This is a genomic window from Saccharothrix mutabilis subsp. mutabilis (assembly GCF_039521145.1).
GTDB lineage: Bacteria > Actinomycetota > Actinomycetes > Mycobacteriales > Pseudonocardiaceae > Actinosynnema > Actinosynnema mutabilis.
The window spans coordinates 297,436-323,200 of sequence record NZ_BAAABU010000004.1; the positions used below are offsets into that span (position 1 = coordinate 297,436).

24 protein-coding genes are annotated in these 25,765 nt (G+C 68.6%); 11 read left to right on the forward strand and 13 right to left on the reverse strand.

Features of this window, described 5'->3' with window-relative positions:
• Positions 1-142 precede the first annotated feature (142 nt).
• The 5 genes from ABD126_RS12340 to ABD126_RS12360 form a co-directional block, all read right to left on the reverse strand.
• The gene (locus ABD126_RS12340) at positions 143-916 is read right to left on the reverse strand and encodes an amino acid ABC transporter ATP-binding protein (RefSeq protein WP_343933905.1); all 774 of its coding nucleotides are present in this window, start codon (positions 914-916) and stop codon (positions 143-145) included.
• On the reverse strand, positions 913-1,737 hold the full coding sequence (locus ABD126_RS12345; RefSeq protein WP_343933906.1) for an amino acid ABC transporter permease: 825 nt from the start codon (positions 1,735-1,737) through the stop codon (positions 913-915). Before ABD126_RS12345 ends, ABD126_RS12340 begins: the two co-directional genes overlap by 4 nt.
• An 83-nt stretch (positions 1,738-1,820) precedes the next feature.
• A complete protein-coding gene (locus tag ABD126_RS12350; RefSeq protein WP_343933907.1) occupies positions 1,821-2,642 on the reverse strand; it encodes a transporter substrate-binding domain-containing protein in 822 nt (273 codons plus the stop codon).
• A gap of 156 nt (positions 2,643-2,798) precedes the next feature.
• Positions 2,799-5,474: an MGH1-like glycoside hydrolase domain-containing protein gene (locus ABD126_RS12355; protein ID WP_343933908.1), complete on the reverse strand. Its 2,676-nt coding sequence runs from the start codon at positions 5,472-5,474 to the stop codon at positions 2,799-2,801.
• Between the two features lie 214 nt (positions 5,475-5,688).
• A complete protein-coding gene (locus ABD126_RS12360; protein WP_425542793.1) occupies positions 5,689-7,098 on the reverse strand; it encodes a M20/M25/M40 family metallo-hydrolase in 1,410 nt (469 codons plus the stop codon).
• Between the two features lie 442 nt (positions 7,099-7,540).
• Here ABD126_RS12360 and pdhA point away from each other — a divergent pair, with 442 nt between their 5' ends.
• From pdhA to ABD126_RS12375, 3 genes are read left to right on the forward strand one after another with little or no spacing between them, the layout of a single operon-like run.
• Entirely contained in the window at positions 7,541-8,734 is a 1,194-nt protein-coding gene (gene pdhA / locus ABD126_RS12365; RefSeq protein ID WP_343933909.1) for a pyruvate dehydrogenase (acetyl-transferring) E1 component subunit alpha, read from the forward strand.
• Complete coding sequence (locus ABD126_RS12370) at positions 8,734-9,756, forward strand: alpha-ketoacid dehydrogenase subunit beta (RefSeq protein ID WP_343933910.1); 1,023 nt, start codon at positions 8,734-8,736, stop codon at positions 9,754-9,756. The genes pdhA and ABD126_RS12370 overlap by 1 nt, the downstream gene beginning before the upstream one ends.
• Before the next feature lie 13 nt (positions 9,757-9,769).
• Entirely contained in the window at positions 9,770-11,215 is a 1,446-nt protein-coding gene (locus ABD126_RS12375) for a dihydrolipoamide acetyltransferase family protein (protein WP_343933911.1), read from the forward strand.
• Here the strand turns inward: ABD126_RS12375 and ABD126_RS12380 are convergent.
• Positions 11,212-12,300 (reverse strand): pentapeptide repeat-containing protein, encoded by a 1,089-nt coding sequence (locus ABD126_RS12380; RefSeq protein ID WP_343933912.1) that lies wholly within the window; start codon positions 12,298-12,300, stop codon positions 11,212-11,214. The genes ABD126_RS12375 and ABD126_RS12380 overlap by 4 nt on opposite strands.
• A gap of 73 nt (positions 12,301-12,373) precedes the next feature.
• Between ABD126_RS12380 and ABD126_RS12385 the strand changes: the two genes are divergently transcribed.
• Complete coding sequence (locus ABD126_RS12385) at positions 12,374-13,276, forward strand: helix-turn-helix domain-containing protein (RefSeq protein ID WP_343933913.1); 903 nt, start codon at positions 12,374-12,376, stop codon at positions 13,274-13,276.
• A gap of 3 nt (positions 13,277-13,279) precedes the next feature.
• Here ABD126_RS12385 and ABD126_RS12390 read toward each other — a convergent pair whose 3' ends face one another.
• From ABD126_RS12390 to ABD126_RS12410, 5 genes are all read right to left on the reverse strand, one after another.
• A complete protein-coding gene (locus ABD126_RS12390; RefSeq protein WP_343933914.1) occupies positions 13,280-13,648 on the reverse strand; it encodes a VOC family protein in 369 nt (122 codons plus the stop codon).
• Between the two features lie 703 nt (positions 13,649-14,351).
• Complete coding sequence (locus ABD126_RS12395) at positions 14,352-14,882, reverse strand: HEPN domain-containing protein (RefSeq protein WP_343933915.1); 531 nt, start codon at positions 14,880-14,882, stop codon at positions 14,352-14,354.
• Position 14,883: 1 nt separating this feature from the next.
• On the reverse strand, positions 14,884-16,026 hold the full coding sequence (locus ABD126_RS12400) for a GmrSD restriction endonuclease domain-containing protein (RefSeq protein ID WP_343933916.1): 1,143 nt from the start codon (positions 16,024-16,026) through the stop codon (positions 14,884-14,886).
• A gap of 33 nt (positions 16,027-16,059) precedes the next feature.
• Positions 16,060-16,848 (reverse strand): inositol monophosphatase family protein, encoded by a 789-nt coding sequence (locus tag ABD126_RS12405; RefSeq protein ID WP_343933917.1) that lies wholly within the window; start codon positions 16,846-16,848, stop codon positions 16,060-16,062.
• Positions 16,848-17,735, reverse strand: coding sequence for a DUF5919 domain-containing protein (locus ABD126_RS12410; RefSeq protein WP_343933918.1), 888 nt, complete (start codon positions 17,733-17,735; stop codon positions 16,848-16,850). The genes ABD126_RS12405 and ABD126_RS12410 overlap by 1 nt, the downstream gene beginning before the upstream one ends.
• 179 nt (positions 17,736-17,914) lie before the next feature.
• Between ABD126_RS12410 and ABD126_RS12415 the strand changes: the two genes are divergently transcribed.
• The 7 genes from ABD126_RS12415 to ABD126_RS12445 all read left to right on the forward strand — a co-directional run bounded on the left by ABD126_RS12415 (position 17,915) and on the right by ABD126_RS12445 (position 23,854).
• The gene (locus ABD126_RS12415; RefSeq protein ID WP_343933919.1) at positions 17,915-18,376 is read left to right on the forward strand and encodes a hypothetical protein; all 462 of its coding nucleotides are present in this window, start codon (positions 17,915-17,917) and stop codon (positions 18,374-18,376) included.
• A 3-nt stretch (positions 18,377-18,379) separates the two neighbouring features.
• Positions 18,380-18,700 (forward strand): hypothetical protein, encoded by a 321-nt coding sequence (locus tag ABD126_RS12420; protein WP_343933920.1) that lies wholly within the window; start codon positions 18,380-18,382, stop codon positions 18,698-18,700.
• Complete coding sequence (locus tag ABD126_RS12425) at positions 18,697-18,981, forward strand: AMED_5909 family protein (RefSeq protein WP_343933921.1); 285 nt, start codon at positions 18,697-18,699, stop codon at positions 18,979-18,981. Before ABD126_RS12420 ends, ABD126_RS12425 begins: the two co-directional genes overlap by 4 nt.
• A 385-nt stretch (positions 18,982-19,366) precedes the next feature.
• Positions 19,367-20,773: an FtsK/SpoIIIE domain-containing protein gene (locus tag ABD126_RS12430; RefSeq protein WP_425542802.1), complete on the forward strand. Its 1,407-nt coding sequence runs from the start codon at positions 19,367-19,369 to the stop codon at positions 20,771-20,773.
• Entirely contained in the window at positions 20,770-22,377 is a 1,608-nt protein-coding gene (locus ABD126_RS12435; RefSeq protein ID WP_343933923.1) for a replication initiator, read from the forward strand. Before ABD126_RS12430 ends, ABD126_RS12435 begins: the two co-directional genes overlap by 4 nt.
• Positions 22,378-22,396: 19 nt before the next feature.
• Entirely contained in the window at positions 22,397-22,591 is a 195-nt protein-coding gene (locus tag ABD126_RS12440) for a helix-turn-helix transcriptional regulator (protein ID WP_184926377.1), read from the forward strand.
• Positions 22,592-22,627: 36 nt separating this feature from the next.
• The gene (locus tag ABD126_RS12445) at positions 22,628-23,854 is read left to right on the forward strand and encodes a tyrosine-type recombinase/integrase (protein WP_343933924.1); all 1,227 of its coding nucleotides are present in this window, start codon (positions 22,628-22,630) and stop codon (positions 23,852-23,854) included.
• Between the two features lie 21 nt (positions 23,855-23,875).
• Here the strand turns inward: ABD126_RS12445 and ABD126_RS12450 are convergent, their stop codons facing one another.
• Positions 23,876-25,090, reverse strand: coding sequence for an acyl-CoA dehydrogenase family protein (locus ABD126_RS12450; RefSeq protein ID WP_343933925.1), 1,215 nt, complete (start codon positions 25,088-25,090; stop codon positions 23,876-23,878).
• Positions 25,087-25,725 (reverse strand): SCP2 sterol-binding domain-containing protein, encoded by a 639-nt coding sequence (locus ABD126_RS12455; RefSeq protein WP_343933926.1) that lies wholly within the window; start codon positions 25,723-25,725, stop codon positions 25,087-25,089. The genes ABD126_RS12450 and ABD126_RS12455 overlap by 4 nt, the downstream gene beginning before the upstream one ends.
• Positions 25,726-25,765 lie beyond the last annotated feature (40 nt).

Sequence of the window (25,765 nt, forward strand, 5' to 3'; positions counted from 1 at the left end):
GCGGAAAGTTACGCCGCGCCCGCCGCCGGACTCACGCGCTCGCCGCCGAACTCACGCGCCCGTCCAACTCACGCGCTCGCCGCCGGGCTCACGCGCCCGTCCAACTAACGCACCCGCCGCCGAACCCACGCGCCAGCCGGACTCACGCCGAAGGCCCCTGGTGGGTCGGGTCGAGCACGCGCGCCAGGAACGACTGCGTCCGCTCGTGCTGCGGGTCCCCGATGACCTGCGCCGCCGGGCCCTCCTCGACCACGTACCCGCCGTCCATGAACAGCACCCGGTCGGCCACCTCGCGCGCGAACTGCATCTCGTGCGTCACCACGAGCATGGTCATGCCCTCGTCGGCCAACGCCCGCATCACGCCCAGCACGTCCCCGACCAGCTCGGGGTCCAGCGCCGACGTCGGCTCGTCGAACAGCATCACCGACGGGTCCATCGACAGCGCCCGCGCGATCGCCACCCGCTGCTGCTGCCCACCGGACAGCTGAGCCGGCATGGCGTTGACCTTCTCCGCCAGCCCGACCCGCTCCAGGTTGCGCAGCGCGATCGACTGCGCCTCCTTCTCGCCGCGCTTGAGCACCTTCCGCTGCGCGACGGTCAGGTTGTTCAGCACGCTCAGGTGCGAGAACAGGTTGAAGCCCTGGAACACCATGCCGATCCGGGTCCGGGCCGCGTCGATGTCGCAGTCCGGGTCGGTCAGCTCGACGCCGTTGACGACGATCTTGCCGTCGGTCGGCTCCTCCAGCAGGTTCACGCACCGCAGCAACGTCGACTTGCCCGAGCCGGACGGCCCGATGATGCACACGACCTCGCCGCGCGCGACCGTGACGTCGATGCCCTTCAGCACGTCCAGCGGCCCGAACGACTTCTTCAGCCCGGTGATCTCCACCGCGACTTCGGCGACGGGAGAACTCATGCCGACACCCCCAGCCCGCTCGACTCCGGCGTGCCGATCTTCCGACCGCCGGTCCGCTTCTCCAAGCGCCGCGACAGCTGACCCAGCGGCAGCGTGATGATCAGGTAGCACAGGCCCGCGACCAGCAGCGGCGTCAGCGACGGCGACCGGCTCAGCGTCTCGCGGCCGAACTTGGTCAGCTCGTAGTCCGCCGCGGTCAGGCCGACGACGCTGATCAGCGACGAGTCCTTGATCAGCATGATCAGCTCGTTGGTCAGCGGGGGCAGGATGATCCGGAACGCCTGCGGGATCGTCACGGTCACCAGCGTGCGGCCGGGCGACATGCCCAGCGACCGCGCCGCCTCGATCTGCCCCTTGGGCACCGCGAGGATGCCCGCGCGGATCGTCTCGGCGATGTAGGCCGAGCCGACGATGCCCAGCGCGAGCCCGGCGGTCGAGTTGATGTCGAACTTCAGGCCGAACGCCAGCGGCACCGCCACGCTCAGCGCCACGAACACCAGCAGCGCGGGCACGCCGCGGAAGAACTCGATGTACCCGGTCGCGATCCACCGCCAGGGCGCCACCGGCGACAGCTTCATCAGCGCCAGCAGCAGGCCGAGGCCGAGGCCGATCGCGAAGCCGAAGGCGCTGTAGATGATCGTGTTCACCAGCGCCGTCTGGATGACGGTCGGGAACATCTTGGCCGCGGTGTCGACGTCGAAGAACGACCGCCGGAGGTCTTCCCAGTCCGCGAACACCGCGATCAGCGCGACGATCACGATCAGCAGCGCGTACTGCGCCCGGCGGAACAGGATCGCCCGCCGGCGTTTGGACATGGCCATATTCCTCGGCACTCCTAGCAGGGGTTCGGGCAAGAGCCGGGGCCGGTGCCCGTGAGCACCGGCCCCGTGGGCGTTTCAGCCGGTCACTTCTTCTCCGGCTTCTTGCCGAACCACTTCTCGTAGATCCGGTCGTACTCGCCGTTCTCCTTGGCCTTCTTCAACACCTCGTTGACCTTGGCCTGGAGGGCGGTGTTGCCCTTCTTCATGCCGATGCCGTAGGCCTCGCCGGTGGCGAACTCCTTGGTCACCGCGGTGTCCGGGAACTCCTTGACGTAGTCGTAGAGCACGCCGTTGTCGTTGATGGCCGCGTCGACGGCGCCGGTGCGGACGGCGGTCTCCATCAGCGGCAGGTCCTCGAACTCCACGACTGTGTAGCCGTGGGTCGCGGCGTTCTTGTTGGCGTACTCCTCGCCGGTGGTGTCCTGCTGGACGCCCAGGCGCTTGCCCTTGAGGTCGGGCAGGTCCTTGATCGGCGAGTCCTTCTTCACCAGCAGGGCCTGCGAGGCGTCGAAGTACGGGTCGGAGAAGTCGATCGCCTGCTTGCGCTCGTCGGTGATCGTCATGCCGGCCGCGGCCAGGTCGCACTCGTTGGTGGCGAAGACCGTGCCGGAGGTGATGTTCTCGAACGGGGTGTCGAAGATCTCCTGGGTGACGCCCAGCTCCTTGGCCACCAGGTCCACCAGGTCGACGTCGAAGCCGACCGTCTTGTCGCCCTCGGAGTACTGGAAGGGCTTGTAGGACAGGTGGGTGCAGGTGACCAACTTGCCGCTCTTCACCAGGGAGACGTTGGTCGACCCGCTGTCGCCGGACGGGGTGTTGTTGACCTTTTCGGCGCAGCCCGCCGCCACGACCGCAAGGGCGATCGCGGGCAACAGGGCGAGCACGTGCCTGGTACGACGGGCCACGGCGTCACTCCTCGTAACTGTGTCGGTCGAGTGTTCGGCATACTGCCACTTGGGTGACGTGGTGCACAGCACGCGCGTGTTACAGCCCGAAGTGACGCATGAATCTTGCGTCACAGGAGCCTTTCGGGCACAAGATGTTCAGGCGTTTGGGCTAAATCACACAATAGATACACTCAGAGCGCCCGTTTGGCGACGATCTGTCAACAGCGACGCGACCAGCGCGGTCCAGCCCGTCTGGTGCGTCGCGCCGAGCCCTTCGCCGGTGTCGCCGTCGAAGTACTCGCTGAAGGTGACGTGCGACCGCCACAGCGGGGAGTCGGTCGCCTCCACCCGCTTGCCGTCCGCCGGCCGCCGCCCGTCGTGGTCGGGCAGGAACAGCGACACCAGCCGCCTGACCAGCTCGTCCGCCGCCTGGCCGGCCGTCATGTGCCGCTGCGAGCGGGTGGGAAGTTCCACGTGGAACCGACCCTCGTGGAACGACTCGACCGTCCGCAGCGCCTCCACCAGCAGGGCGTTGGTCGGGAACCACACCGGGCCGCGCCAGTTCGAGTTGCCGCCGAACATGGGCGTGCGGGACTCGCCCGGCTCGTAGCCCATCCGGTGCTCCTGGTCGGCCACCTGGACCTCCAGGCCCTCCCGGTGCGCCGCCGACAGGCTGCGGATGCCGTGCGGCGACAGGAACTCGCCCTCGTCGAACATGCGGCCCAGCACCAGGCGCAGCTTGCGCTCGTCCAGCAGCGACAGCAGCACCCGGTTGTCGCGCCGGGTCAGGAACTGGTCCAGCTCCGGCCGGCGCGCCAGCAGGTACTCCAGCCGCCGGGTGAACCCGGGCAGCTCCTCGAACACCCACGGCGGAAGCTTCGCGCACGCCAGCACCGGGATCAGGCCCACCATCGACCGCACCCGCACCGGCTGGGACTCCACCGAGCCGTCGGGCAGCCGGCGGGTCACCACGTCGTAGCAGAAGCCGTCGGCCTCGTCCCAGATCCCGCTCTTGCCGGAACCGAACCGGGTGGACGCCTCCGCGATGCTCAGGAAGTGCTCCACGAACTTCGTGGCCACGTCCTCGTACGACTCGTCGTGCCGCGCCAGCTCCAGCGCCATCCGCATCAGGTGCAGCGAGTAGGCGGCCATCCACGACGTCGCGTCGGACTGCTCCAGCCGCCACTGGCCCAGCATCGGCTCCGACCGGTTGACCGGGCCGATGTTGTCCATGCCGAGGAAGCCGCCCTCGAACAGGTAGCTGCCGTCGGCGTCCTTGCGGTTGACCCACCAGGAGAAGTTGAGCAGCAGCTTGTGGAAGATCTTCGCCAGGAACTTCCGGTCGTGGTCGACCTGGTAGACCTGCAACGCCGCCCACGCGTGCACGGGCGGGTTGACGTCGCCGAACTCCCACTCGTAGGCGGGGAGCTGGCCGTTGGGGTGCATCAGCCACTCGCGGCACAGCAGGAGGAGCTGCTCCTTGGCGAACGCCGGGTCCACCTTCGCGAACGGCACGGTGTGGAACGCGAGGTCCCACGCCGCGAACCACGGGTATTCCCACTCGTCCGGCATCGAGATGACGTCGGCGACGTCCAGGTGCCGCCAGTGGGCGTTGCGGGCGTGCGGCGACTGCCGGGACTTCGGCGCGGCGGGCTGCGCGGGGTCGCCGTCCAGCCACTCCCGCGTGCGGAACCGGTAGTGCTGCTTGGTCCACATCAGGCCGGCCAGGGCGCGGCGCACGACGTTGGCGCGCAGCGGGTCCAGGTCGGTCCCGTGGAACGCGTCGGCCTCCTGCCGCCGGTCGTCCACGGTCGCCTCGAAGGTGGGCCCGAACGCGTCGATGTGCCCGTCGCCCGCGATGAGCCGCAGGCGGACGCCCACCGACTCGCCGGGCTGCACCGGGTCGAACGAGTACCAGGCGGCGGCCTTGGTGCCGGGGTCGCTGGTCTCGTGCGGGCCGACCACCCGGCACGCCCGGCTCTCGCCGCGCACGACGTACCGGTCGATGCCGTCCTTGGTGTACGGGGTGGGGTTCTCGGCCGCGCCGAACAGCTCCACCTCGTTGGTCTCGTTGTCGGTGACCAGCAGCGTCGGGGTGCCCTCGACGTGCAGCGTGTACCGGCCCAGCGCGGCGTGCTCGGCGGTGACGCGCCGCCAGCCGTCCTCGGTGCAGGCGCGCAGCGACGGCCGCCGCTCGTCCCGGCCCCACGCCCACGTGTTGCGGAACCAGAGCTGGGGCAGCAGGTGCAGCGGGGCGGGCTCGGGGCCGTGGTTGGTGGCGGTGACCTCGACGCAGATGTCGGTCGGCGAGGCCTTCGCGTAGGTCACCTGGACGTCGAAGAACCGGTTCTCGTCCAGCGCGCCGGTGTCCGACAGCTCGGGCTCGCGCTCGTTGCGGCCGGCGCCGCGGGCCAGTTCGCGCAGTTCGGCGTAGGGGAACTCGGCCTGCGGGTAGCGGTAGACGACCTGCATCCACGAGTGCGTGGGCGTGCCGTCGGTGACCCACCAGTGCTCTTTGACGTCCTCGCCGTGGTTGCCCTCGTTGTTGGTCAGCCCGAAGTACCGCTCCTTGAGGATCGGGTCGCGGCCGTTCCACAGGGCGATGCCGAGGTTGAGGAACCCGTGCACGTCGCAGATGCCCGCGATGCCGTCCTCGCCCCACCGGTAGGCCCGCGACCGGGCGTGCTCGAACGGGAAGGAGGTCCAGGCGTCACCGCCGGCGGAGTAGTCCTCCCGCACCGTGCCCCACTGGCGTCCGGCGAGGTAGGGACCCCAGAGCCGCCAGGGAGCGGTGGGCGAGTCGGACTCGCCCAGGCGCGCCCGTTCGGCCTGCTGCCGTTGCTCGTTCACCGGGCCAGTGTGCGGCATCGATCCAGTAAAGCGGTTACTGACGGGTTAGGGTCACAGATCACGTTTGGCGGCGCTGCTCATGGCAAACGAGCCGCTACCCAGGGTGGGCCTTTTCCGCGGTCGGCTCACCCGAGTCGTGCACGAGACCGCTCGTCCGTGTTGTCCGGTGGACGCGGGCGGCCGACCTCCGCCGGCTCGCCCGCGCCCCCGTCCGCTACCGCTTCGCGTGCGCGTCCAGGACGTGCGCCACGCCCTCGGTGATACGGGCCGCGTGCGCGAGGTTCAGCCACTCGTCGGGCACGTGGCAGTTGCTGTCCGGCCCGACCGCGCCCGTGACCAGGAACTGCGCCTCCGGGTAGGCCTCGTGCAGCAACCCCATGAACGGGATCGAGCCGCCCAGCGCGACCGTCCGCCACGGCGCGTCGAACACCTCCTTGCCGACCACGTCCAGCGTCTCGCGCAGCCACGGGGCCAGCTCGGGCGCGTTCCACCCGTCCGCGTGCTCGACGCGCGACAGCTCGACCGTCGCGCCGTAGGGCACGTCGGTGGTCAGCTTCGCCACGACGGCGTCCAGCGCCGCTTTGGAGTCGGCGGTCGGGGGCAGGCGGAAGCTGAGCACCAGGGTCGTGAACGGCCGCAGCACGTTGCCCGCGTCGTCCGGGGTGGGCAGCCCGTCCGCGCCGGTGACCGACAGCGTCGGCCGCCACCCGGCGTTGAGCGCCAGCTCCACCTCGTCCTCGGCCATCGGACCGGTGGACCCCGCCCACGGCACCGACGACACCAGCACGCCGGGCGCGCTGCCGACGGCGTCGCGGACCTCGGCGACCCGGTTCTCCGGGATGTCCACGTGCATCTCGCGCACCAGCACCTCGCCGGTCGCGGAGTCCTCCAGCCGGTCGAGCAGCTGCCGCGCCACCCGGAACGAGCTGGGCACGATCCCGCTGGCCATGCCCGAGTGCATGCCGCTGTCCAGCACCCGCACGGTGAGCGTGACCTGGGTCAGGCCGCGCAGGGACGTGGTCAGCCACATCCGGTCGTAGTCGTTGCCGCCCGAGTCCAGGCACACCACCAGCGACACCTCGCCCAGCCGGGGCTTGAGGTGCTCCAGGTAGGCGGGCAGGTCCGGGCTGCCGGACTCCTCGCCGGTCTCCAGCAGCACGACGCACCGGGCGTGCGCCCCGCCGGCCGCGCGCACGGCCTCGATCGCGGCGACGGCCGCGTAGCCGGAGTAGCCGTCGTCGGCGGAGCCGCGCCCGTACAGGCGGCCGTCGCGCACGACCGGCGTCCACGGGCCCAGGCCCTCGGACCAGTTGGCCACCGGCGGCTGCTTGTCGAGGTGGCCGTACATGAGCACGGTGTCGCTCGTCGAAGCGGTCGCCGGCACGTCCACCAGCAGCAACGGCGTCCGACCGGGCAGCGTGACGACCTCGACGGTGGCGCCGAGGTCGCGGCCGGCGAGCCAGCCGCGGACGTGGTCGATCGCCGCGGCGAGGTGGCCGTGCTCCTCCCACGCGGGGTCGAAGGCCGGCGAGATCGCGGGCACGGCGACGAGTTCGGACAGGCTCGGGAGGATGTCGTCGTCCCAGAGCCCACGGACGGTACGGGTCAGCGCAGAACGGTCCACGGGACCGATCCAATCACGGGTCGGGGCGTTCACCAGCCGGGCAACCCCGTGAGGACCCGACCTTCGGACGTCCACCGTTGCCGGCCGCGACATCCGCAGCTCTTCGGGCGGCGTCGAAGCCGACCGGCCGTGTTCGCCGGCGTACGGACGGTGGTTAACGATCGGTAACCGGGACAAGGGTGTCCGGTAACCGAACGCCTCGGTCGGACTGCCGAAGATTGGCCTTCCTACCGTTGTCCCTGTTCAGCGGGGTGCGTCGCCTGTTACAAAGTGGGACGGGGCTCACCAAGTCGAGTGAGCGCGTGTCAAGATGTGGATGAGAACACCGTCAGTGCCGACGGTTGTCCGACCTCCCCGACCCAGGGTGGCGGCGACTGGCGGTGCCGCCGCGCAAGGTCGTCACAAGCGACTTGGCGGCCTCGTAGACGAGGAGTAAGGCGCAATGTCGTCCCCTGAGAAATGGACGCACCCGGGGCCGGGCAGCCCACCGGCGACCGCCGCCAAACCGACCGCGGAACAGGTGATCGCAGGCTTGCGAGCGACAGACGAGGGCGGCGCCGACCTGGTGCAGTTGCTGACCCCCGAGGGTGAGCGCGTCCAGCACCCGGACTTCGACATCGACATCACGGCCGAGGAGCTGCGCGGGCTGTACCGCGACATGGTCCTGGTGCGCCGCGCCGACCGCGAGGCCAACGCGTTGCAGCGCAAGGGCGAACTGGGCCTGTGGGTGCCGCTGCTGGGCCAGGAGGCCGCGCAGATCGGCGCCGGCCGGGCGTTGCGGCCGATGGACATGGCGTTCCCCAGCTACCGCGAGCACGGCGTGGCCTGGTGCCGCGGCATCAAGCCGGGCCAGATCCTGAGCATGTTCCGGGGCACCGACAACGGCTCGTGGGACCCGGTCGAGCACCGGTTCCACCCCTACACCATCGTCATCGGCAACCAGGTGCTCAACGCCGCCGGCTACGCGATGGGCCAGAAGTTCGACGGCAAGGTGGGCGACGCCGACAGCGAAGCCACCATGGTCTTCTTCGGCGACGGCGCGACCAGCCAGGGCGACGTGCACGAGGGCTTCGTCTGGGCGGCCGTGTACGACGCGCCCCTCGTCTTCTTCTGCCAGAACAACCAGTGGGCCATCTCCGAGCCCACCGAGCGCCAGTCCCGCCTGCCGCTCTACCAGCGGGCACGCGGCTACGGCTTCCCCGGCATCCGGGTCGACGGCAACGACGTGCTCGCCACCCTCGCGGTCGCCCGCTGGGCGCTGGAGGAGTGCCGGCAGGGCAACGGCCCGATCCTGATCGAGGCGTTCACCTACCGGATGGACGCGCACACCACGTCCGACGACCCCTCCCGCTACCGGCTCTCCGACGAGCTGGAGCTGTGGAAGCTCAAGGACCCCATCGAGCGGGTCAAGGTGCACCTGGTCAAGCAGCAGTGGGCCGACCAGGAGTTCTTCGACTCGGTCGAGGCGGACGCGGAGCGGATGGCGATCGAGCTGCGCGAGCACTGCGTCACCCTGCCCGACCCGTCCACCGAGCGGATCTTCAGCCAGGTCTACGCCGAGGGCAACCCCGTCCTGGAGGCGCAGCGCGACGAGTTCCTGGCCTACCACGCCGGTTTCGCGGGAGGTGAGCACTGATGGCTGCTCCGACGATGGACCGTCCCACCTCCGCAGCGCCCGCCGCGGTGCAGACCATGACCATCGCCAAGGGCATCAACAACGGCCTGCGCGCGGCGATGGAAGCCGACCCCAAGGTCATCATCATGGGTGAGGACGTCGGCAAGCTCGGCGGCGTCTTCCGCATCACCGACGGCCTCCAGAAGGACTTCGGCGAGCAGCGCGTGCTCGACACCCCGCTCGCGGAGTCCGGCATCATCGGCACGGCCGTCGGCCTCGCCATCCGCGGCTACCGCCCGGTGTGCGAGATCCAGTTCGAGGGCTTCATCTTCCCCGGCTTCGACCAGATCGTGTCGCAGGTCGCCAAGCTGCACTACCGCACCCAGGGCCGGCTCAAGCTGCCCATGGTGATCCGGGTGCCCTTCGGCGGCGGCATCGGCGCGGTCGAGCACCACTCCGAGTCCCCCGAGTCCTACTTCGCGCACACGGCGGGCCTCAAGGTCGTGTCGTGCTCCAACGCGGCCGACGCCTACTGGATGATCCAGCAGGCCATCCGGTGCGACGACCCGGTGCTGTTCTTCGAGCCCAAGCGCCGGTACTACGAGAAGGGCGAGGTCGACACGACCGCCGCGCCTTCGCCGTTGTTCCAGTCGCGCGTGCTGCGCACCGGCACCGACGCCACCCTGGTCGCGTACGGGCCGATGGTCCGCACCGCCCTCGACGCCGCCGCGGCGGCCGAGGAGGAGGGCCGGTCGCTGGAGGTCGTCGACCTGCGCACGCTGTCCCCGCTGGACCTCGCCCCGGTCTACGACTCGGTGCGGCGCACCGGCCGGCTGGTCGTGGTGTCCGAGGCGCCCAGCGAGTCGTCCATCACCAGCGAGATCGCGGCCAAGGTGCAGCAGGAGTGCTTCTACTCCCTGCAGGCGCCGGTGCTGCGGGTGACCGGGTTCGACACGCCGTACCCGCCGTCGAAGCTGGAGGAGGAGTTCCTCCCCGACCTCGACCGGGTGCTGCACGCCGTCGACCGCTCACTGGCCTGGTAAGGGGACACTTGGGATGCCGCAGTTCAAGCAATTCCCCCTGCCGGACACGGCGGAGGGGCTGACCGAGGCTGAAATCCTCACCTGGCACGTGCGGCCCGGTGACACGGTCAAGGTCAACGACATCATCGTGGAGATCGAGACCGCCAAGGCGGCGGTCGAGCTGCCGTGCCCGTGGGACGGCGTGGTGACCGAGCTGCTCGCCGAGGTGGGGCAGACGGTGGAGGTCGGCGTGCCGATCATCACCATCGACGTCGACCCGTCCGGCGCGGCGGCCCCGACCCCGGCGCCCAACCCGGCCACCAACGGCACGGCCCCGGACGCGACCGAGGGCCGGGTGGCCAACCTGGTCGGCTACGGCCCGAAGTCGGGCCCGGCCAAGCGCCGCGCCCGCGTGGGCACGCCTCCGGCCGCACCCGCTCCGGCGGCTCCGGCCTCCGGCGTGGCCACCGCCGCCCCGGTCGCGCCCGCGGCTCCGGCCGCTCCGGTCGCGCCCGCTCCGGCCGCGTCCGCTCCGGCCGCGTCCGCTCCGGCCGCGTCCGCTCCGGTCGTGCCCGCGACCTCGGCGGCGCTCACCGGGACCAGCTCGCCCGGCGGGTACGTCCCCCTCGCCAAGCCCCCGGTCCGCAAGCTGGCCAAGGACCTGGGCGTGGACCTGTACGCGCTGACCGGCAGCGGTCCCAACGGGGTCATCACCCGCGAGGACGTGGAGCAGGCCGTCGCCGCGCCGGTGGCCACCGCCGCCGCCCCCGTGGAGTCCGGCGCGCGTGAGCGCCGCGTCCCCATCAAGGGCGTCCGCAAGGCGACCGCGCAGGCGATGGTGGACAGCGCGTTCACCGCACCGCACGTCACGGAGTTCCTGACCATCGACGTGACGCCGATGATGGAGCTGCGCGCGCGGCTGAAGGACACGCCGGAGTTCCGCGGCGTGAAGCTCACCCCGCTCGCGTTCTGCGCGAAGGCCGTGGTCCTGGCGACCCGCCGCACCCCCGACGTCAACGCGACGTGGGACGCGGCGGCGAACGAGATCGTCTACAAGGACTACGTCCACCTGGGCATCGCCGCCGCCACCCCGCGCGGCCTGGTGGTGCCGAAGGTCCGCGACGCCGACCGGATGTCGCTGCGCGAACTGGCGGTGGCGCTGGACGAACTGGCCACCACGGCCCGCGACGGCAAGACCGCGCCCGCCGACATGCTCGGCGGCACCATCACCATCACCAACGTCGGCGTCTTCGGCGTCGACACCGGCACGCCCATCATCAACCCGGGCGAGTCCGCGATCCTCGCGTTCGGCGCGATCCGCGACATGCCGTGGGTGGTGGACGGCCAGGTCGTGCCCCGCAAGGTCTGCCAACTGGCCCTCAGCTTCGACCACCGCGTGGTCGACGGCCAACAGGGCTCCCAGTTCCTGGCCGACGTGGGCCGCCTCCTGTCCGACCCGGGCGTGGCGCTGACGTACTAGACGGGACCGGCGCCGGGGGCCCGCGGGTCCCCGGCGTCCTCCCGCCGCAACGCCTCGGCGAACTCGGCGACGGTCGCGTGGTCGACGTCGTCGTAGCGGAACACGCACCCCTCCGACACGGCGCCCTCCAGCCGCAGCGCGGACCCCCGGGTGAGCCGCGACCGCGAGAAGTCGACCAGGTCGCCGGCGAACGTCGCGGAGGAGAAGTCCAGCTTCGACAGGTTCGCCGACGCGCCCCAGAAGGACGTGTGCGTGGCCGCGAACGTCGCGGCCCGGAACGTCGTCACGCCGCGGAACCGCACCTCGCCGAAGTCGGTCAACTTCCCCCGGAACTCCGCGAAGTCGAACGAGAAGTCCCCGTAGAAGGTCCGGTCCGACAGGTCCAGGTCCTCCAGGACCGCACCGCGGAAGTCCATGTCCACGCCCCGCCACTCGCTGCGCGAACTGCGGTCGAGCAGGGTGGTCAGGATCGCCTGCCGCACCTCGCGTTCGGTGCTGTCGCCCTCCGGGTAGGGCGTGCGCAGGTAGCCGCACAGCACGTCCACGCACGTCTGCCGCTGCTCCGCCCAGTCGTCCGCCAACGCGCCCATCGCGTACACGCCGGCCAGCCGCACGGCGAAGCTGTCGTGCCCGAGTTGCTCGGCCGCCTTCCCGTACCGCTCGTTGAGGAACTTGGTGTCGTCGCGGTCCTCCTGCCAGGTGGCGATGAGGTGCGCGGCCTCCGACACCTGCTGCCGCCGGTACGCCACCGCCAACGCCACCACGGCACCGAGCCCGCCGACGACCGCCAGCCCGATCTTCAACAGGTCCAGCAGCTCGGCGGTGGTGAAACTGGCGGCCGACGGCAGCGCGGGCCTGCCCAACAGCCGGTACAGCCCCGCACCGGTGGCACCCGCGAGCACGACGGCCACGACCAGCCACCGCACCACCGACCCGGCCATCGACCCGCGCACCGCGGAGGCGTCCCGCTGTTCCACCGGCCGCGGCAGGTGCCTGCGCCGCGCCCGCCGGATGTAGAGCCAGGCGACCGCCGTCGCCAGCAGGATGACCACCGGGGGTCCGTAGGTGTCGAGAAGGGCGGGCACGGGTCGAGATCGTGCCGGATCATCGCGTTATTCGGTTGAAGTTCCAGCAACTGGAGAGTCCAGGGTGGTCGGCGTGACGCACTACTCGATCGGCGATCTGGCGCGGCTGACCGGCCTGTCCACCCGGACGGTCCGGTTCTACTCCGACGCGGGCCTCGTCCCGGTGGCGGGGCGGACCTCGGGCGGCTTCCGCACCTACGACGTCGACGGGTTGGCGCGGCTCAAGCTCGTCCGCACCCTGCGCGACCTGGGCGTCGACCTGCCCACCGCGCACCGGGTGCTGGCGAGCGAGGTGTCCGTGGCCGAGGTGGCCCGGACGCACGCGGAGGCCATCGACGCGCAGTTGCGCACGCTCCGGCTGCGCCGGGCCGTGCTGCGCGTCGTGGCCCGGACCGGGGAGGTGGAGATGGTGCACGAGTTGGCGCGGCTGTCGGAGGAGGAGCGCCAGGCGATCCTGGACGACTTCTTCGACGAGGTCTTCGGGGGCCTGGACCTGGACCCGGGCTTCCGGGACCGGATGCGGTCGGTGCGGGTGGAGCTGCCCGACGACCCGACGCCGGAGCAGCTGGAGGCGTGGATCGAACTGGCGAACCTGGTGCGCGACAAGGACTTCCGGGCGTCCATCCGCCGGATGTCGGAGCGCCACGAGGAGATGCGCGCGGGAGGCGCCGACCTGTCCGGCCCGAGCGCCGAGCAGATGGAGACCTTCCAGTACGCGATGACCAAGGCGAGGGAGGCCCTGGCGGCCGGCGTCGAGCCGACCTCCGAAGAGGGCCGCCGGATCGCCGAGGACGTGACGGCCCGCTGGTCCCAGGCCGCCGGCCTCCCGGTGGGCGGCGAGCTGTCCCGCTGGCTGGAGGAGTTCGGCGACCCGAGGGCGGAGCGCTACTGGGCCCTGCTGGCGAAGATCAACGGCTGGCCGCCGGTCCCGGACACCACCGCGGAACGCCGGTGGCTCGCCGAAGCCGGCCGCTGACCGTCACTCCCACACCAGGCAGAACGGGTGCCCGGCGGGGTCGGCGAACACCCGCCAGTAGGTCTCGGAGTCGTCCAGCAGGACCCCACCCAGCCGAAGGACCTCGGCCGAACCCGCGTCGAGGTCCTCCACGGCGATGTCGAGGTGGAACTGCTGCGGCTTGGCGGGATCGGGCCACTCGGGCGCGACGTGGTCATGCGCCCGCTGGAAGCACAGCACCCCGCCGGGATGGTGCAGGGTGGACCAGTCGTCGTTCAGCTCCCAGGGCTGCCCCGGCCGGTCCACCTCACCCCCGAGCAACCCCCGGTAGAACTCCGCCAACCCACGCGGCTCCGGACAGTCCACCACCACGCACTGCAGCCTCCCGATCACCCCAGCAGGCTAAGGGGGGCGGGGTCGTCCGCGCCCGGAAAGACCCCGCCCCGTCCCCCGCCGGTCACGTTCAGCGGATCTGCATGCCCGAGATCGCCCGCGACACCACCAGCCGCTGGATCTCGGAAGTCCCCTCGAAGATGGTGAAGATCTTGCGCCGGGTTCGGACCGACCAGGCGCTCCGGCGTGGAATGGTGGTCTGACCTGCGCATACCTGGTCAACGTTCGTCGTTGTTGACCAACCTTCTTCGACACCTCACGGCCTGGAGGCGGCCTGGCTGTTGATCTCCGCGAAGGGCGTCGCTCCGGCTAGCTGTGCCTTGCAGACAGCTGGCTGGGCGACGCCCTTCACGCGTCTTGCGCCTGGTGCTCATCGCCGAGCGGCCTTCCCGTTGGCAAGGCGGCGAAGCCGTCGCGGCAGCCGATCGCCGCGCCCAGCGCTGCCAACCGCCGTGACCGCGCGATCGTCCCGGGCCGGGCCGCTGGGAGCTGCTGTAGGTCAGGCTCCCGCTGCTGCGGCGCGCCGCCGTGCCAGCCACGTGCACCGACTCCGCGCGCGGCCGACGGGCGGAGCGAAGCGGGAGCCCGGCGTGCCGCGATGCGGGGAGTCGGTGCCAACGTGCGCCCGTACCGACCCGCGCGCCGCCGCAGGCGGCGCGCGCCTTGATCCCATAGAGCCAGATTCGGCAACACGAGTGCCGCACTAGGTCTTGGGCTTTAGCTTCGCAGCAACGCCATCACGAGGATCGAAGTTGTCGATGAACCACTTTGAGATGGCGACTGCCACGTCCTTGAACGTCAGCGCTTTTGATTGATTGACACCCTCGTTGAGGCCATGTGCGATCCGGTGCCGTTTATCGACTAAGGCGGCTAGCTCGCGGTAGTAATATTGATCGTTCTCGTCGAGGAAAGTCTTCAGTGCGTCGGCAAGATTGGCGTCCAGTCGGCCAACAAGTGCGCATAAATTTCCTGCGGTCGGGTTTGCCATGTGATCGAGGTGAGACGTAGCGAATGATTTGACCATTCCGTACGACTTCTCGCGAACGTAGGTTCGTAGCACCTCTATCACGACTTGCTCTAAGAAGCCGCAGGATCGTATGACGAGAAAACGTGTCAGCCACGCCGTTTCATTGTCGCCGAGTTGCTTCGGGGGCGACTGAATGGTTGACGCGAGTGATTCTAGTTGCGCCTTTAAGGGGTCAATCTGTCTCGGAGGCCACGTAATAGTACCCATATTACGCCTCTTCAGAAGTAAAGATGCGCATTGCGGCCCTGTGTCGCACCCTTACGTTCTCCTCGCTCGAAGTCGAACGCGTGATGGCTGGTATCACTCGGCGATTCTTCGTGAGGGTTGTGATCCACTCTGCGATTTGTTCGGGCGCAGGCTCCGTGGCGGTGGTTTCGAGGCGGCTCATAAGGGCGACGAATAGAGCTTCCGTAAGGGCTGCATTGACCTGCTGACTCTGATACCGGACGCTCTCTCGGCCTGCTGCGGCTAGCAAAAGTTCGGCAGTTCGGTCAAACAGTTTTGTGATCTTTTTGGTCGGCAGACCTTTCAGCTCGCGGTGTTCTTCGGCAAAATCGTTGAGATACTTCTTTAGCGGCCGGTAGAATTCTGTTTTCTTGGTAAACAGTGCGATGATGCGAAGCACGAGTTCCTGATCGCGCAACCTTGGCGAGAAGGATCCGTACAACTGTCGCCACGCCGTTGACTTGTTCAATTTGTCGATATAGTCAATCAGTGGGCCTGCGTAAAGAGCAATTCGGATCTCGTGGGGAGTTAGCTGAGTTCCACCCGAGTTCAGTCGCTCAAAAACCTGGTAGATCGCCTCCCTGGATCCGCGTGTTCCATCGGTCCTAACAATTGTCGCCTGGATGAACGTGTTATCGAGCTGCCTACGCAGCTCTGGCTCAAGTGTCTTGTATGTAAGACCCTTGAATTCCTCTGCGACATTGCGAAGGGCAAATTCTTTGCCGCCGTAAACGCCTTCGTAGAATGCCGCGAGGGTTCGCAGTCGCTGTTGGCCGTCGAGGACGAGATACTTCATGTTCGGCTGCTGAACGAGCATAATGCCCGGAATAGGGTAGCCAAGGAGTAGAGATTCGATAAACCGATCCATTTGATTACGTGCCCAAACGAAACCGCGCTGAAAACCTGCGACTTCGATGGTCGCGTCATTGTGACCGAATGACGGAATGACGATATCGTCGCGACCCAGGCGGCGGACGAGCCCTTCGACGTCGAAGTCTGAACCCATGTAAGAAACGGGGGCGGCGCTGTCTTCAGCCTCTGTAAGCTCCGACACTTCGTCGGGAGTTAGAAGCGCGTCATCCTGAAAGGATGCTTCGTACGGTTTACCGCCTGGCTTCCTGGTCATGACTCCACACTCAATCTTTAGTTTGTTCCTTGCTCACTGACTGATCAGCGACAACAGGGCTTTAGCCAGTTCCGGGTTTGCGGCCAGCACTGCACTTGCTTTGCTTGTGTATCGCGCCCCGTCGAGATCTGTTACATACGCGCCTGCCTCCGTTGCCAGTAGAGCGCCGGGCGCGATATCAAGGGTGTTGTTCGAAAGAATTACAACCGCGTCTGTTCGGCCTTCTGCTGCCCATGCGAAATCATGAGCGGCGGACCCGAGCATCCGAATGCGTTCGACTCGGGCAGCGAGCATTTCGGTCAGTGAGAGGCGCTTACGATTTTTCTCCTGTGCCCCATCGCCCGTCGCGTAGTCTCCAATTGAGACGATTGAGTTCGCCGGATCGGTTGTCTTGCTCACCTGAATTCGTTTGTCGCCAGCGTATGCGCCAAGCCCTCGGGCGGCCCAATATGTCTGCGAAGAGTAAGGTAGCGATACGGCACAAACGAACGCGGTGTCGTCGTGAAGGAGCGCAATTTGTGTTGCATATAGAGGTATGCCGTGTGAGAAATTTGCCGTTCCGTCAATTGGGTCAAGCGCCCAAACCGCGCGACTGCCAGGTGCCTGTGTGCTGCGCCCCTCCTCTTCTCCGATGAAACCAATCTCAGGGGTGACTTCGCTCAAGTACCTGCGAATCGCGCGCTCGACCTCCACATCGACGTCAGTGAAGATATCTCGATCCGACTTCACTGTGATGGTCGTCGGACGCGTGGTCCTGATTAGATCGGCCCCAATAGCTACGGCCTTCTGTGCGATCTCGGCCAACTGGTCGAGTGGTCGCATCAGTTGATCTCCTTTGAGCGATCCCACATGGAGGTGAACACCTGGGAGAAGGTGTCGAACAGGCCTGGTACGGCGGCGTCCTTCTCGATGACCAGGGTGGGGGACTCGACGCCTCGTGCGTCGGGTAGGTAGGGCTGCACCACGCACTTGGCCTGGTCGGTGATGAGGATGTTGTAGCGGACCGGCTCGTCGTAGGTGCGGATGTCGAGGCGGCCTTGTGCTTCCGGGCTCACCTTGGAGGCGACTCGCTGTAGGGCCTCGATGTTGAGCTTGGTGAACGATGAGAGGTGGCCTTCGGGTAGGCCTTCCTCGCGTTCGCGGGCGGTGATGTTGGTGCCGTTCGGGTCTAGGAACAGTGCCCTGATGACCGTGCCTGTCTCGATGGAGTCCAGGAGTAGGCGGTCTGAGTACTGCTGGCAGAGGACGTTGAGGGACAGGCCGGCCACGTCGATGGTCTTCGCGCCCTCGAACAGGGCTCGTGGGGTGACGTTGTGCAGGAACTCGGTGCGGCTGGCGTAGACGGCGGTGACGTCGGCCAGGCGGTTCTGCTTGGGCATCTGGACTGGGCGCGGGACCGGTGGGGTGGAAGCCGCGGTGCGCTGGGGTGGCGTCACGAGGCTGTCTGTGTCGCCCTCGTGTGGGGACAGGAGTTGTTCGGCGGTCCAGCCGGGGAACATCTTTTCGAGGATGCGGCAGTGGTCGGCGTATGGCAGGCCCAACAAGTCGCCGGACAGCCAGCGGTAGAACTGGGCCTTGCTCGGGTAGCGGCCGATGAGGTCGGTGTCTAGCTGCTTGGCGATGCGGTCGTACTCCTTGCAGAAGACTCGGTAGCCCTGCATGTGGCGTTGCCTGAGCAGCACCCGAAGGAGTGTGGACTCGGTGGCCATACGGTCTCCCCCCGTTCTGGCGATTGGTCGAGGCTAGCACCGGGACGAGACAAAGACGAGACAACTTGCGACCGACACGCGGCAGGTGAGACCCGGGCGGACCTGGGACGGGACGAATCGCTGCCGAATCTGGTTGGGCAAGCCGCAGAAGAGCGGCTCCCAGTCAGAGGAGCGGAACAGTGGCGATCAGCAAGGGGCACCGGTTCCCGATCGACTTCGATGACGCCTTCCCGCAGGGCCTGGTGATGGTCGGGGACGTCATGCCGGACACCGAGTACCAGACGCGGGACGAGCGGGCGGCCGGGCGGCCGGTGCGGCAGCGGGTGGACGAGTCCACGGGCAAGCGGCAGTGGAAGGTGTCGGTCACGGACCCGCACGAGCCGAACGCCAAGCGGAAGAGCTTCGAGATCACCTTGTTGGCGGACGTGCAGCCGGTGCCCACGACCGGTGAGGTGCTGCCGGGGATGCGGCCCATCGAGCTGGACGGGCTGACGGCTGAGCCGCGCGTCGCGGGCAACGGGGAGTTCAAGTACCAGTCGTTCCTGTTCCGGGCGACCGGCTTCCGCGCGGCCGGGAAGGCGGCGGGCTCGGGGTCGGCGGCGGGTAAGCCGAACGGCGGCTCTGACGCCAAGGCTGCGTGACCCGTGTCCGATCTTCAGCGACTGGTCGCCCAGTGGCAGGCGGCGTACCGGACCTACACGGACGCGCATGAGGCGAACCGCTACGTGTCGGCTGACGACCCGTCTGCGGCTCGGCGGATCGCTCCGTCGTACCGGACGGTGGCGAAGTTGTGGCGGCAGCTCGCGGCGCTGGACAGCACGCCCTGGTGGGCGAAGGCGGCGGCACTGCACGCGGCGGAGATGTTCGACCACCAGGCGGACGTCAACGAGTTGATCGCGGATGGTGAGTGGCCGGAAGGGGCGCACACGCTGCGCGTGCCTGCCGAGAGTGGTGAGGGGCAGTGAAGCGCCGGCGCACGGACTTGTGGGCTGAGGCGCGGGCGGTCCAGACGCTCAAGGATGCGCATGAAGCGCTGTCGCGGTTGATCCCAGCCCCGAACGCGGATGAGCGGGTCTGGCGGACCTTCTACCTGCGGAGCGCTCGGATCTACGCGCAGGTCGCGGAGGTGGACCGGGGGCACCACCACGAAGCCCTGTACTGGGCCAACCGGGAGCGGCAGAAGGGCGAGCAGATCGAGCCGGCGGGCGGGGGTGATGCCGCCGAAGAGTTCGACGTGGACGCCTAAACGGTCCAGTTTGGACATAGCGCGTGATCTTGCTGGGTCACGCGGCGATGCCGCACACCTTGTTGCGGCACAACGGAAACGTAAGACGCAGGAGCGGAACCCGGCTACCAACCTTGCCGCTCCTGCGTTGTCCACCACGCGATGCGGAGTGAACAGACGTGAGCGTAGAACCACGGCGCGAACGAGCGCCAGAGGGGGTCACCCGGACGCGCTGTGCGAGCTGCAAGCGGTTCGCACGGCTCCTGGTTGGCCAGACGCAATGCGACCCGTGTTCGGGTGCGTTGCCGTTGATCTTTTCCACCACGCGCGGTGGTGCGCGGTGAACGGCGGGAAGTGGGTTGATCCGGCTCCGTTCGAGGGTGCTCGGCCTCGGGTGCCGTGGTGGATGTTGTTGCCGGGCAAGGTGAAGTGGCTCGCGGGCGTGTTGGCGCTCGTGTGGCTGGTGCTCTTGCTCGTCGTGCGCCTGGTGCTCGTCGTCAGCCGGTATCCGGTGGTGACGTTGGTGCCGGCGTTGGCGGCGTGGTGCTGGTTGCAGTTCGGCCTGTCGCCGCTGGTGCTGGCGGTGTTGTCGCTGGTCTGCGCGCTGACGGTTTGGTACGGGCTGGCGCGGGAGTCGTTTCTGCGGCACTGCTGGTACCGGCTGCTCACGGAGTGGCGGCGCGCGACCGTGTACGTGCCCCGTTGGCGAACGGTGGTGCGGCTGGCTGAGTTGTCCAAGGACAGCCGGGGCCGTGAGCACCGCCCAAGGCTGCGGCGGGTGCGGTCGGACGGATGGCGGGACCGCGTCCGGGTGCGGATGATCCCTGCTCAGTCCCCGGAAGCGTGGGAGCTGCGGCGCGAGGGGTTGGCGCACTCGTTCGGCGCTCGGTCGTGCCGGGTGCGGGTGCTGCGGCCCCGGCTGTTGGAGCTGGACTTCGTGCACCGTGACCCGCTGCTCCGGCCCCTGCCGGTCCCAGCCTTGGTGGACTCGGCGGAGGTGGACCTGCGGCGGGTGACGGTCGGCCGGACGGAGAACGGCAAGCCGTGGCGGCTGCGGTTGCTGGGGTCGCAGGTGCTCGTGGTGGGTGTGCCGGGTGCGGGTAAGGGCTCGGTGTTGTGGTCGCTGGTGTGGCAGCTCGCTCCGGCGGTTCGGGCGGGTCTGGTCCGGCTGGTGGGCATCGACCCGAAGGGCGGGATGGAGCTGGGCCAGTGCCCGGACGCCTTCGACCGGGTCGTCTACGACAACGGACCGGACGCCGTCGCCCTGCTGGAAGAGATCGCCGCCGAGGTCAAGGAGCGGGCCACCCGCTACCGAGGCATCCGCCGGCTGTGGGCTCGGTCCACTGGCGAGCCGTTCACTGTGCTCGTGGTGGACGAGCTGGCGGACCTAATCGCCTACCAGCCCGACAAGCAACTCCGGGAACGGGCCGCTCGGGCTATCCAGACGATCACCTCTCAGGGCCGGGCACCCGGCTATGCCGTCGTGGGGCTGGTGCAGGACCCGCGTAAGGAGGTTGTGTCGTTCCGCCACTTGTTCACCACTCGGGTGGCGCTGCGGCTGGACGAGCCGCAACAGGTGGATATGGTCCTGGGGGACGGTGTTAGGCAGCGCGGGGCGGCGGCGCACGAGATCAGCGAGAACACGCCCGGCGTGGCCTGGGTGAAGACGGATGGGCAGCGGGAGCCGGACCGGGCTCGGGCCTTCCACGTCACGGACGCGGACCTGGTCGAGCTGGGCTTGTTCCTCGCCCCGGCGACCGTGCACGAGTTCCCCGGCCGCCCTGGCGGCAGCGAAGGGGGTGCTGCTGCATGACCGGTGAGACGCGCGCTGAGCGCATGAAGCAGCCCATCGCACTGGACGTCGCCAAGGCTGCCGCCGAGAAGTACGGGGTCTGCGTTCGGCCCTTCACGATGGAAGTGGAGGACCGGGAGAGCTTTGAGGTTCGGTACGTCGCGGTGCCGTGTGGGTCCACGGTGGAGAGCGTCTGCGGGCCGTGTGCCAAGAAGGCGAAGGCGTTGCGGATGGCGCAGTGTCGGGAAGGGTGGCACCTCACCGAGGAACCCGACTTCACGCCCGACCCGCCTACGGATGACCAGACAGCGCTGCTGACGTACCGGGCGGACCTGGTCAAGGCGTACCGGGACGCGGTTGAGGCTGGGCAGGCCGGGGACGCGGACGAGCTGCGGGACGAGATCGGCGGCGTTGACGCGGAACTTCGGCAACTCGGTGTGCGTGGGCGGCTGCCCTCGCCGGATGCGCTGGGGAAGCGGCCGGTCAAGCGGTCCACCAAGCGGCGGCAGGATGCGCCCGAGCTGCCTCAGCGGCGGGTCGAGAAGCGGACCGTGGGGCGGGAGTTCGCGGGGCGGTTCCGACCGTCGATGTTCGTCACGCTCACGCTGGACACCTACGGGCGGGTGCGTGATGACGGGACGCCGGTGGAGCCGGACACCTACGACTACCGGCGGGCTGCTCGGGACGCGGTGCACTTCGCGTCGCTGGTTGACCGGTGGTGGCAGAACCTCCGGCGGGTCGCCGGGTGGGACGTGCAGTACTTCGCCACCGTGGAACCTCAGCGACGGGCGGCTCCTCACCTGCACGCGGCATTCCGCGGTTCGGTCCCGCACGACACCATCCGGCTGGTCACTGCGGCTACCTACCACCAGGTGTGGTGGCCCAACCACGACGAGCGGGTCTACGGCGGGGAGCGCCTGCCGGTCTGGGACGGCAACGCGAAGACCTTCGTGGACCCGGACACCCGCCGGCCGCTGACCAGGTGGGAAGACGCGGTTGAGGCGGTGGACGAGCCGGCACACGTCGTGCGGTTCGGGCGGCAGGTGCACTCCAAGGGCATCCTCGGCGGCACCGAGGAAGCCGGGCGGCACATCGGGTACTTGACCAAGTACCTCACCAAGTCGATCGGTGAGGTGGTCGAGCAGCGCACGGACAGGCGGCGGCGGCACGCGGACCGCCTGGCGGACGAGCTGGCCGTCACCCCCTGCTCGGACCGGTGCGCGGTCTGGCTGCTCTACGGGGTCCAGCCACGCAACGCGGGCTCCCGCATGGTGCCGGGGCACTGCAAAGGGCGGGCGCACCGCCGGACCACGCTCGGCCTGCCCGGCCGGCGGGTGCTGGTCTCGCGCAAGTGGTCAGGCAAGACGCTCGCCGACCACCGCGCGGACCGGAAGCGGTTCGTGCTGGAAGCGCTCAAGGCCGTGGGCATCGAGAAGCCGGAACGCGACACCTCACACCTGTCCTGGCACCTGGTCCGGCCCGGCGACCCGAACGTGACACCACGCGCGCACCTGCTCATGCACGCCATTGCCCAACGGGTCACGTGGAGAGCCGAGTACGACCGCGCGCTACTCGCGGCCAGCGGAGCACCGCCGGATCTTTCGGCAGTTCCACAAGCGGCCTGAGCAGGGGAGGGGGACGGCAATGAGCGGGAACGAGTTCGACCGGCTGTGGGGCGTTGACGATCTCTCGGCGTTCCTGGGTGTGCCGGTGCACACCATCCGTGGCTGGCGCAGCAAGAACTACGGGCCACCGGCTCGGAAGGTCGGCAAACACCTGCGGTGGGACCCGGCCAAGGTCCGCGAGTGGTTCGAGGGCCTCGACCTCGACGCGGCCTAGAAGTTTCGGCAATTCGACACACAGGAGAGGACTGTCATGGGGCACGTCCAAGACCGCTGGTGGAAGGAGGTCGAGGACCCGGACACCCGTGAGGTCGTCCGGGTCAAGACCTCCTTGTACGGCACCGGTTTGCGCTACAAGGTCCGCTACATCGACCCGGAAGGCGTCGAGCGGTCCAAGAGCTTCCCAGACCGCCAGAAGAAGAAGGCGGAAGACTTCCTCATCGAGATGGAGTCGGACAAGCGCGAGGGGAAGTACATCGACCCCAACGCGGGAAAGGTGCTGTTCAAGGTCCAAGCGGAGAGCTGGCTCAACGGCTACTCGCCGGACGCGGCCACCCGGCAGACGGTTCGTAGCCGGCTGCGCAGTCAGATCTACCCGTACTTCGGCCACCGCTCGCTGGTGTCCATCAAGCCGCAGCTCGTGCGCGACTGGCTCGGCGAGATGCAGGAGAAGGGCCTCAGCCTCACCTACCAGGCCCTGCTGTTCGAGACCTTCTCGTCGGTCATGAACTCGGCCGTTGACGACAAGCGGATTCACCAGAACCCGTGCAACGTCAAGAGCATCAAGCGTCCGCAGCGGTCACCGCGCAAGGTGGTGCCGTGGCCGGAGTCGCGCCTTCACAAGATCCAGCTCGCCCTGGACGCGCGCTTCAAGATCGTGGCTCCACTGGGTGCCGGCTGCGGTCTGCGGCAGGGAGAGATCTTGGCCTTCTCACCTGAGGACATCGACCGGGAAGCAATGGTCCTCAACGTCCAGCGCCAGGTCAGGCTGATCGACCGGGCTCCGGTGTTCTCACTGCCTAAGCGCAACAAGGAGCGCCAGGTGCCGCTGTCGCAAGGCGTGCTCGACGCGGTGGACGACTACTTGGAGATGTTCCCGCCCACCGCCGTGACCCTCCCCTGGGACAAGCCGAACGGTGAGCTGGTGACGGTGAACCTGCTCATGGTCAGGGCGGACGGAAAGGTCTGCCACGGGGACCTGTTCAACAAGGTCGTCTGGGTGCCGGCGTTCAAGCAGGCCGGGCTGATCTACACCAAGCGCCAGGACGGGATGCACGCCATGCGGCACCTGTACGCATCGGTCCTCCTGGCCCAGGGGGTGTCCATCAAGGAGTTGGCGGAGTACCTGGGCCACGAAGACCCCGGCTTCACCCTCCGCACCTACACCCACCTAATGCCGTCCAGCCACGAACGCGCCCGGAAAGCCGTGGACGGGGTCTTCCGCGCCCGAAAGACCCCGTCCAACCCCCGGACGGCCTAGAGACGGCCTGGGGAGATCAACTCACTTGATGTGCATCCCGGAAATGGCCCTGGCCACCACCAACCGCTGGATCTCGGAAGTTCCCTCGAAAATGGTGAAGATCTTCGCGTCCCGGTGCATCCGCTCCACCGGGTGTTCCCGCGTGTACCCCGCCCCGCCGAGGATGTGGATGGCCCGTTCCGTCGCCCACACCGACACCTCGCCGGCCTTGAGCTTGGACATCGACCCCTCGCCCGCGGTGAACGGGACGTTGTTGCGGCCCATCCACGCCGCCCGCCACACCAGCAGGCGGGCCGCGTCGATCTCCATCCTCATGTTCGCCAGGTCGAACGCGATGGACTGGTTCTCGATGATCTTCCGCCCGAACGCCTCGCGGTCCTTCGCGTACGCCAGCGCGTACTCGTAGGCCGCCCGCGCCACGCCAACGGCCATCGCGCCGACGGTCGGCCGGGTCGTCTCGAAGGTCGCCATCGCCGCCTGCCCGCCGGCGGAAACGCCCTCCCGAGCCCGCGCCAAGCGCTTCTCCAAGCGCTCCCGACCGCCCAGCAGGCACCGGCCCGGCACGCGCACGTCGTCGAGGAACACGTCCGCCGTGTGCGACGCCCGCATCCCGTGCTTCTTGATCTTCCCCGGCGACGACAGCCCCGGCGTGCCCGGCGGCACCACGAACGCCGCCTGGCCGCGGGCTCCCAACGCCGGATCCACGACCGCCGTCACCACGTGCACGTTGGCGATCCCGCCGTTGGTCGCCCACGCCTTCTGCCCGTTGAGGACCCACTCGTCGGTCGCCCGCGAGTACACCGCCCGCGTCCGGTACCCGGCGACGTCCGACCCCGCCTGCGGCTCGGACGCGCAGAACGCCGCCAGCTTCGGCTCGTCCGGCGTCCCGAAGCACTCGGGCACCCACTCGGCGAGCTGCTCGGGCTCTCCGGAGGCGAAGATCCCCGCCGCCGCGAGACCTGTGCCCATCAGGGCCAGCGCGATCCCCGCGTCACCCCAGAACAGCTCCTCCACGGCGATCGGCAGCGACAGCCCGACCGGGTCGGCGAACCACGTCGCCAGCGCCTCGAACCCGTACAGGCCGATCTTCGCGGCCTCCTGGATCACCGGCCACGGCGTCTCCTCCCGCTCGTCCCACTCGGACGCGGCGGGCCGGATCACGTCGGCGGCGAAACCGTGCACCCAGTCGCGCAGGTCGCGCTGGTCCTCGTTCAGTTCCAGGGAGAACACGCTCACGCCTTGGGGATGTCGAAGAGGCTCATGAAACCGGCCGCGAAACCGAGGTCGCCCTTGACCTTCAGCTTGCCGGTCATGAACAGGACGGGTGCGGACGCGTTGCCGGTGGCCAGCCTGAGGAACTCCACCGGGCCCAGGGTGACCGTCGCGCGGGACTCCCGGGTCGCGCCCTTGTCGATGGCGCAGCCGGTGTCCTCGATAACCACCTCGTAGACGTCCTCCGCGCCGGCACCGGTCAGCCGGAAGTGCACGACGGCCCGGGTGGCGCCCGCGCGGTCGGCGCGGAAGTGGACCTCCATGCGGCGGAAGACCTCGTCGAGCACGCGTTCGCGCAGGCCCGGCCGGGCGGTGACGGCCTCGATCTGCTCCTTGGACGCGCGGGACACGATCCGGGCGAAGTCCTGCGGGTCCATCTTCGCCAGGTCGAGGTCGGCGCCCGCGTCCGCGAGGTCGCCGAGGGTGCCGAGCAGGTCGGCGAACTCGTCCTGGCCGAGCTTCTTCGGGTCGATGCCGCGCGCGATGACGTCGATGTCCAGGTCGCGCAGCGCGGGGTCGGCCGGGTCCACCTCCCGCAGCGCCTTGATCAGGGCCTTCGGGCTCAGCTTCGCGATGGCCTCGGTGGTGAGGTTGGTCATGGTGGCACCTCCGCGTACCTACTGAGCGGTAAGACTACTG

Excerpts from the sequence above, each read along its gene's own strand:
- ABD126_RS12340 (WP_343933905.1), bottom strand. The coding sequence starts at position 916 with ATGAGTTCTCCCGTCGCCGAAGTCGCGGTGGAGATCACCGGGCTGAAG.
- ABD126_RS12345 (WP_343933906.1), bottom strand. The coding sequence starts at position 1,737 with ATGGCCATGTCCAAACGCCGGCGGGCGATCCTGTTCCGCCGGGCGCAG.
- pdhA (WP_343933909.1), top strand. The coding sequence starts at position 7,541 with ATGTCGTCCCCTGAGAAATGGACGCACCCGGGGCCGGGCAGCCCACCG.
- ABD126_RS12370 (WP_343933910.1), top strand. The coding sequence starts at position 8,734 with ATGGCTGCTCCGACGATGGACCGTCCCACCTCCGCAGCGCCCGCCGCG.
- ABD126_RS12375 (WP_343933911.1), top strand. The coding sequence starts at position 9,770 with ATGCCGCAGTTCAAGCAATTCCCCCTGCCGGACACGGCGGAGGGGCTG.
- ABD126_RS12395 (WP_343933915.1), bottom strand. The coding sequence starts at position 14,882 with ATGGGTACTATTACGTGGCCTCCGAGACAGATTGACCCCTTAAAGGCG.
- ABD126_RS12400 (WP_343933916.1), bottom strand. The coding sequence starts at position 16,026 with ATGACCAGGAAGCCAGGCGGTAAACCGTACGAAGCATCCTTTCAGGAT.
- ABD126_RS12405 (WP_343933917.1), bottom strand. The coding sequence starts at position 16,848 with ATGCGACCACTCGACCAGTTGGCCGAGATCGCACAGAAGGCCGTAGCT.
- ABD126_RS12410 (WP_343933918.1), bottom strand. The coding sequence starts at position 17,735 with ATGGCCACCGAGTCCACACTCCTTCGGGTGCTGCTCAGGCAACGCCAC.
- ABD126_RS12430 (WP_425542802.1), top strand. The coding sequence starts at position 19,367 with ATGTTGTTGCCGGGCAAGGTGAAGTGGCTCGCGGGCGTGTTGGCGCTC.
- ABD126_RS12435 (WP_343933923.1), top strand. The coding sequence starts at position 20,770 with ATGACCGGTGAGACGCGCGCTGAGCGCATGAAGCAGCCCATCGCACTG.
- ABD126_RS12440 (WP_184926377.1), top strand. The coding sequence starts at position 22,397 with ATGAGCGGGAACGAGTTCGACCGGCTGTGGGGCGTTGACGATCTCTCG.
- ABD126_RS12445 (WP_343933924.1), top strand. The coding sequence starts at position 22,628 with ATGGGGCACGTCCAAGACCGCTGGTGGAAGGAGGTCGAGGACCCGGAC.
- ABD126_RS12455 (WP_343933926.1), bottom strand. The coding sequence starts at position 25,725 with ATGACCAACCTCACCACCGAGGCCATCGCGAAGCTGAGCCCGAAGGCC.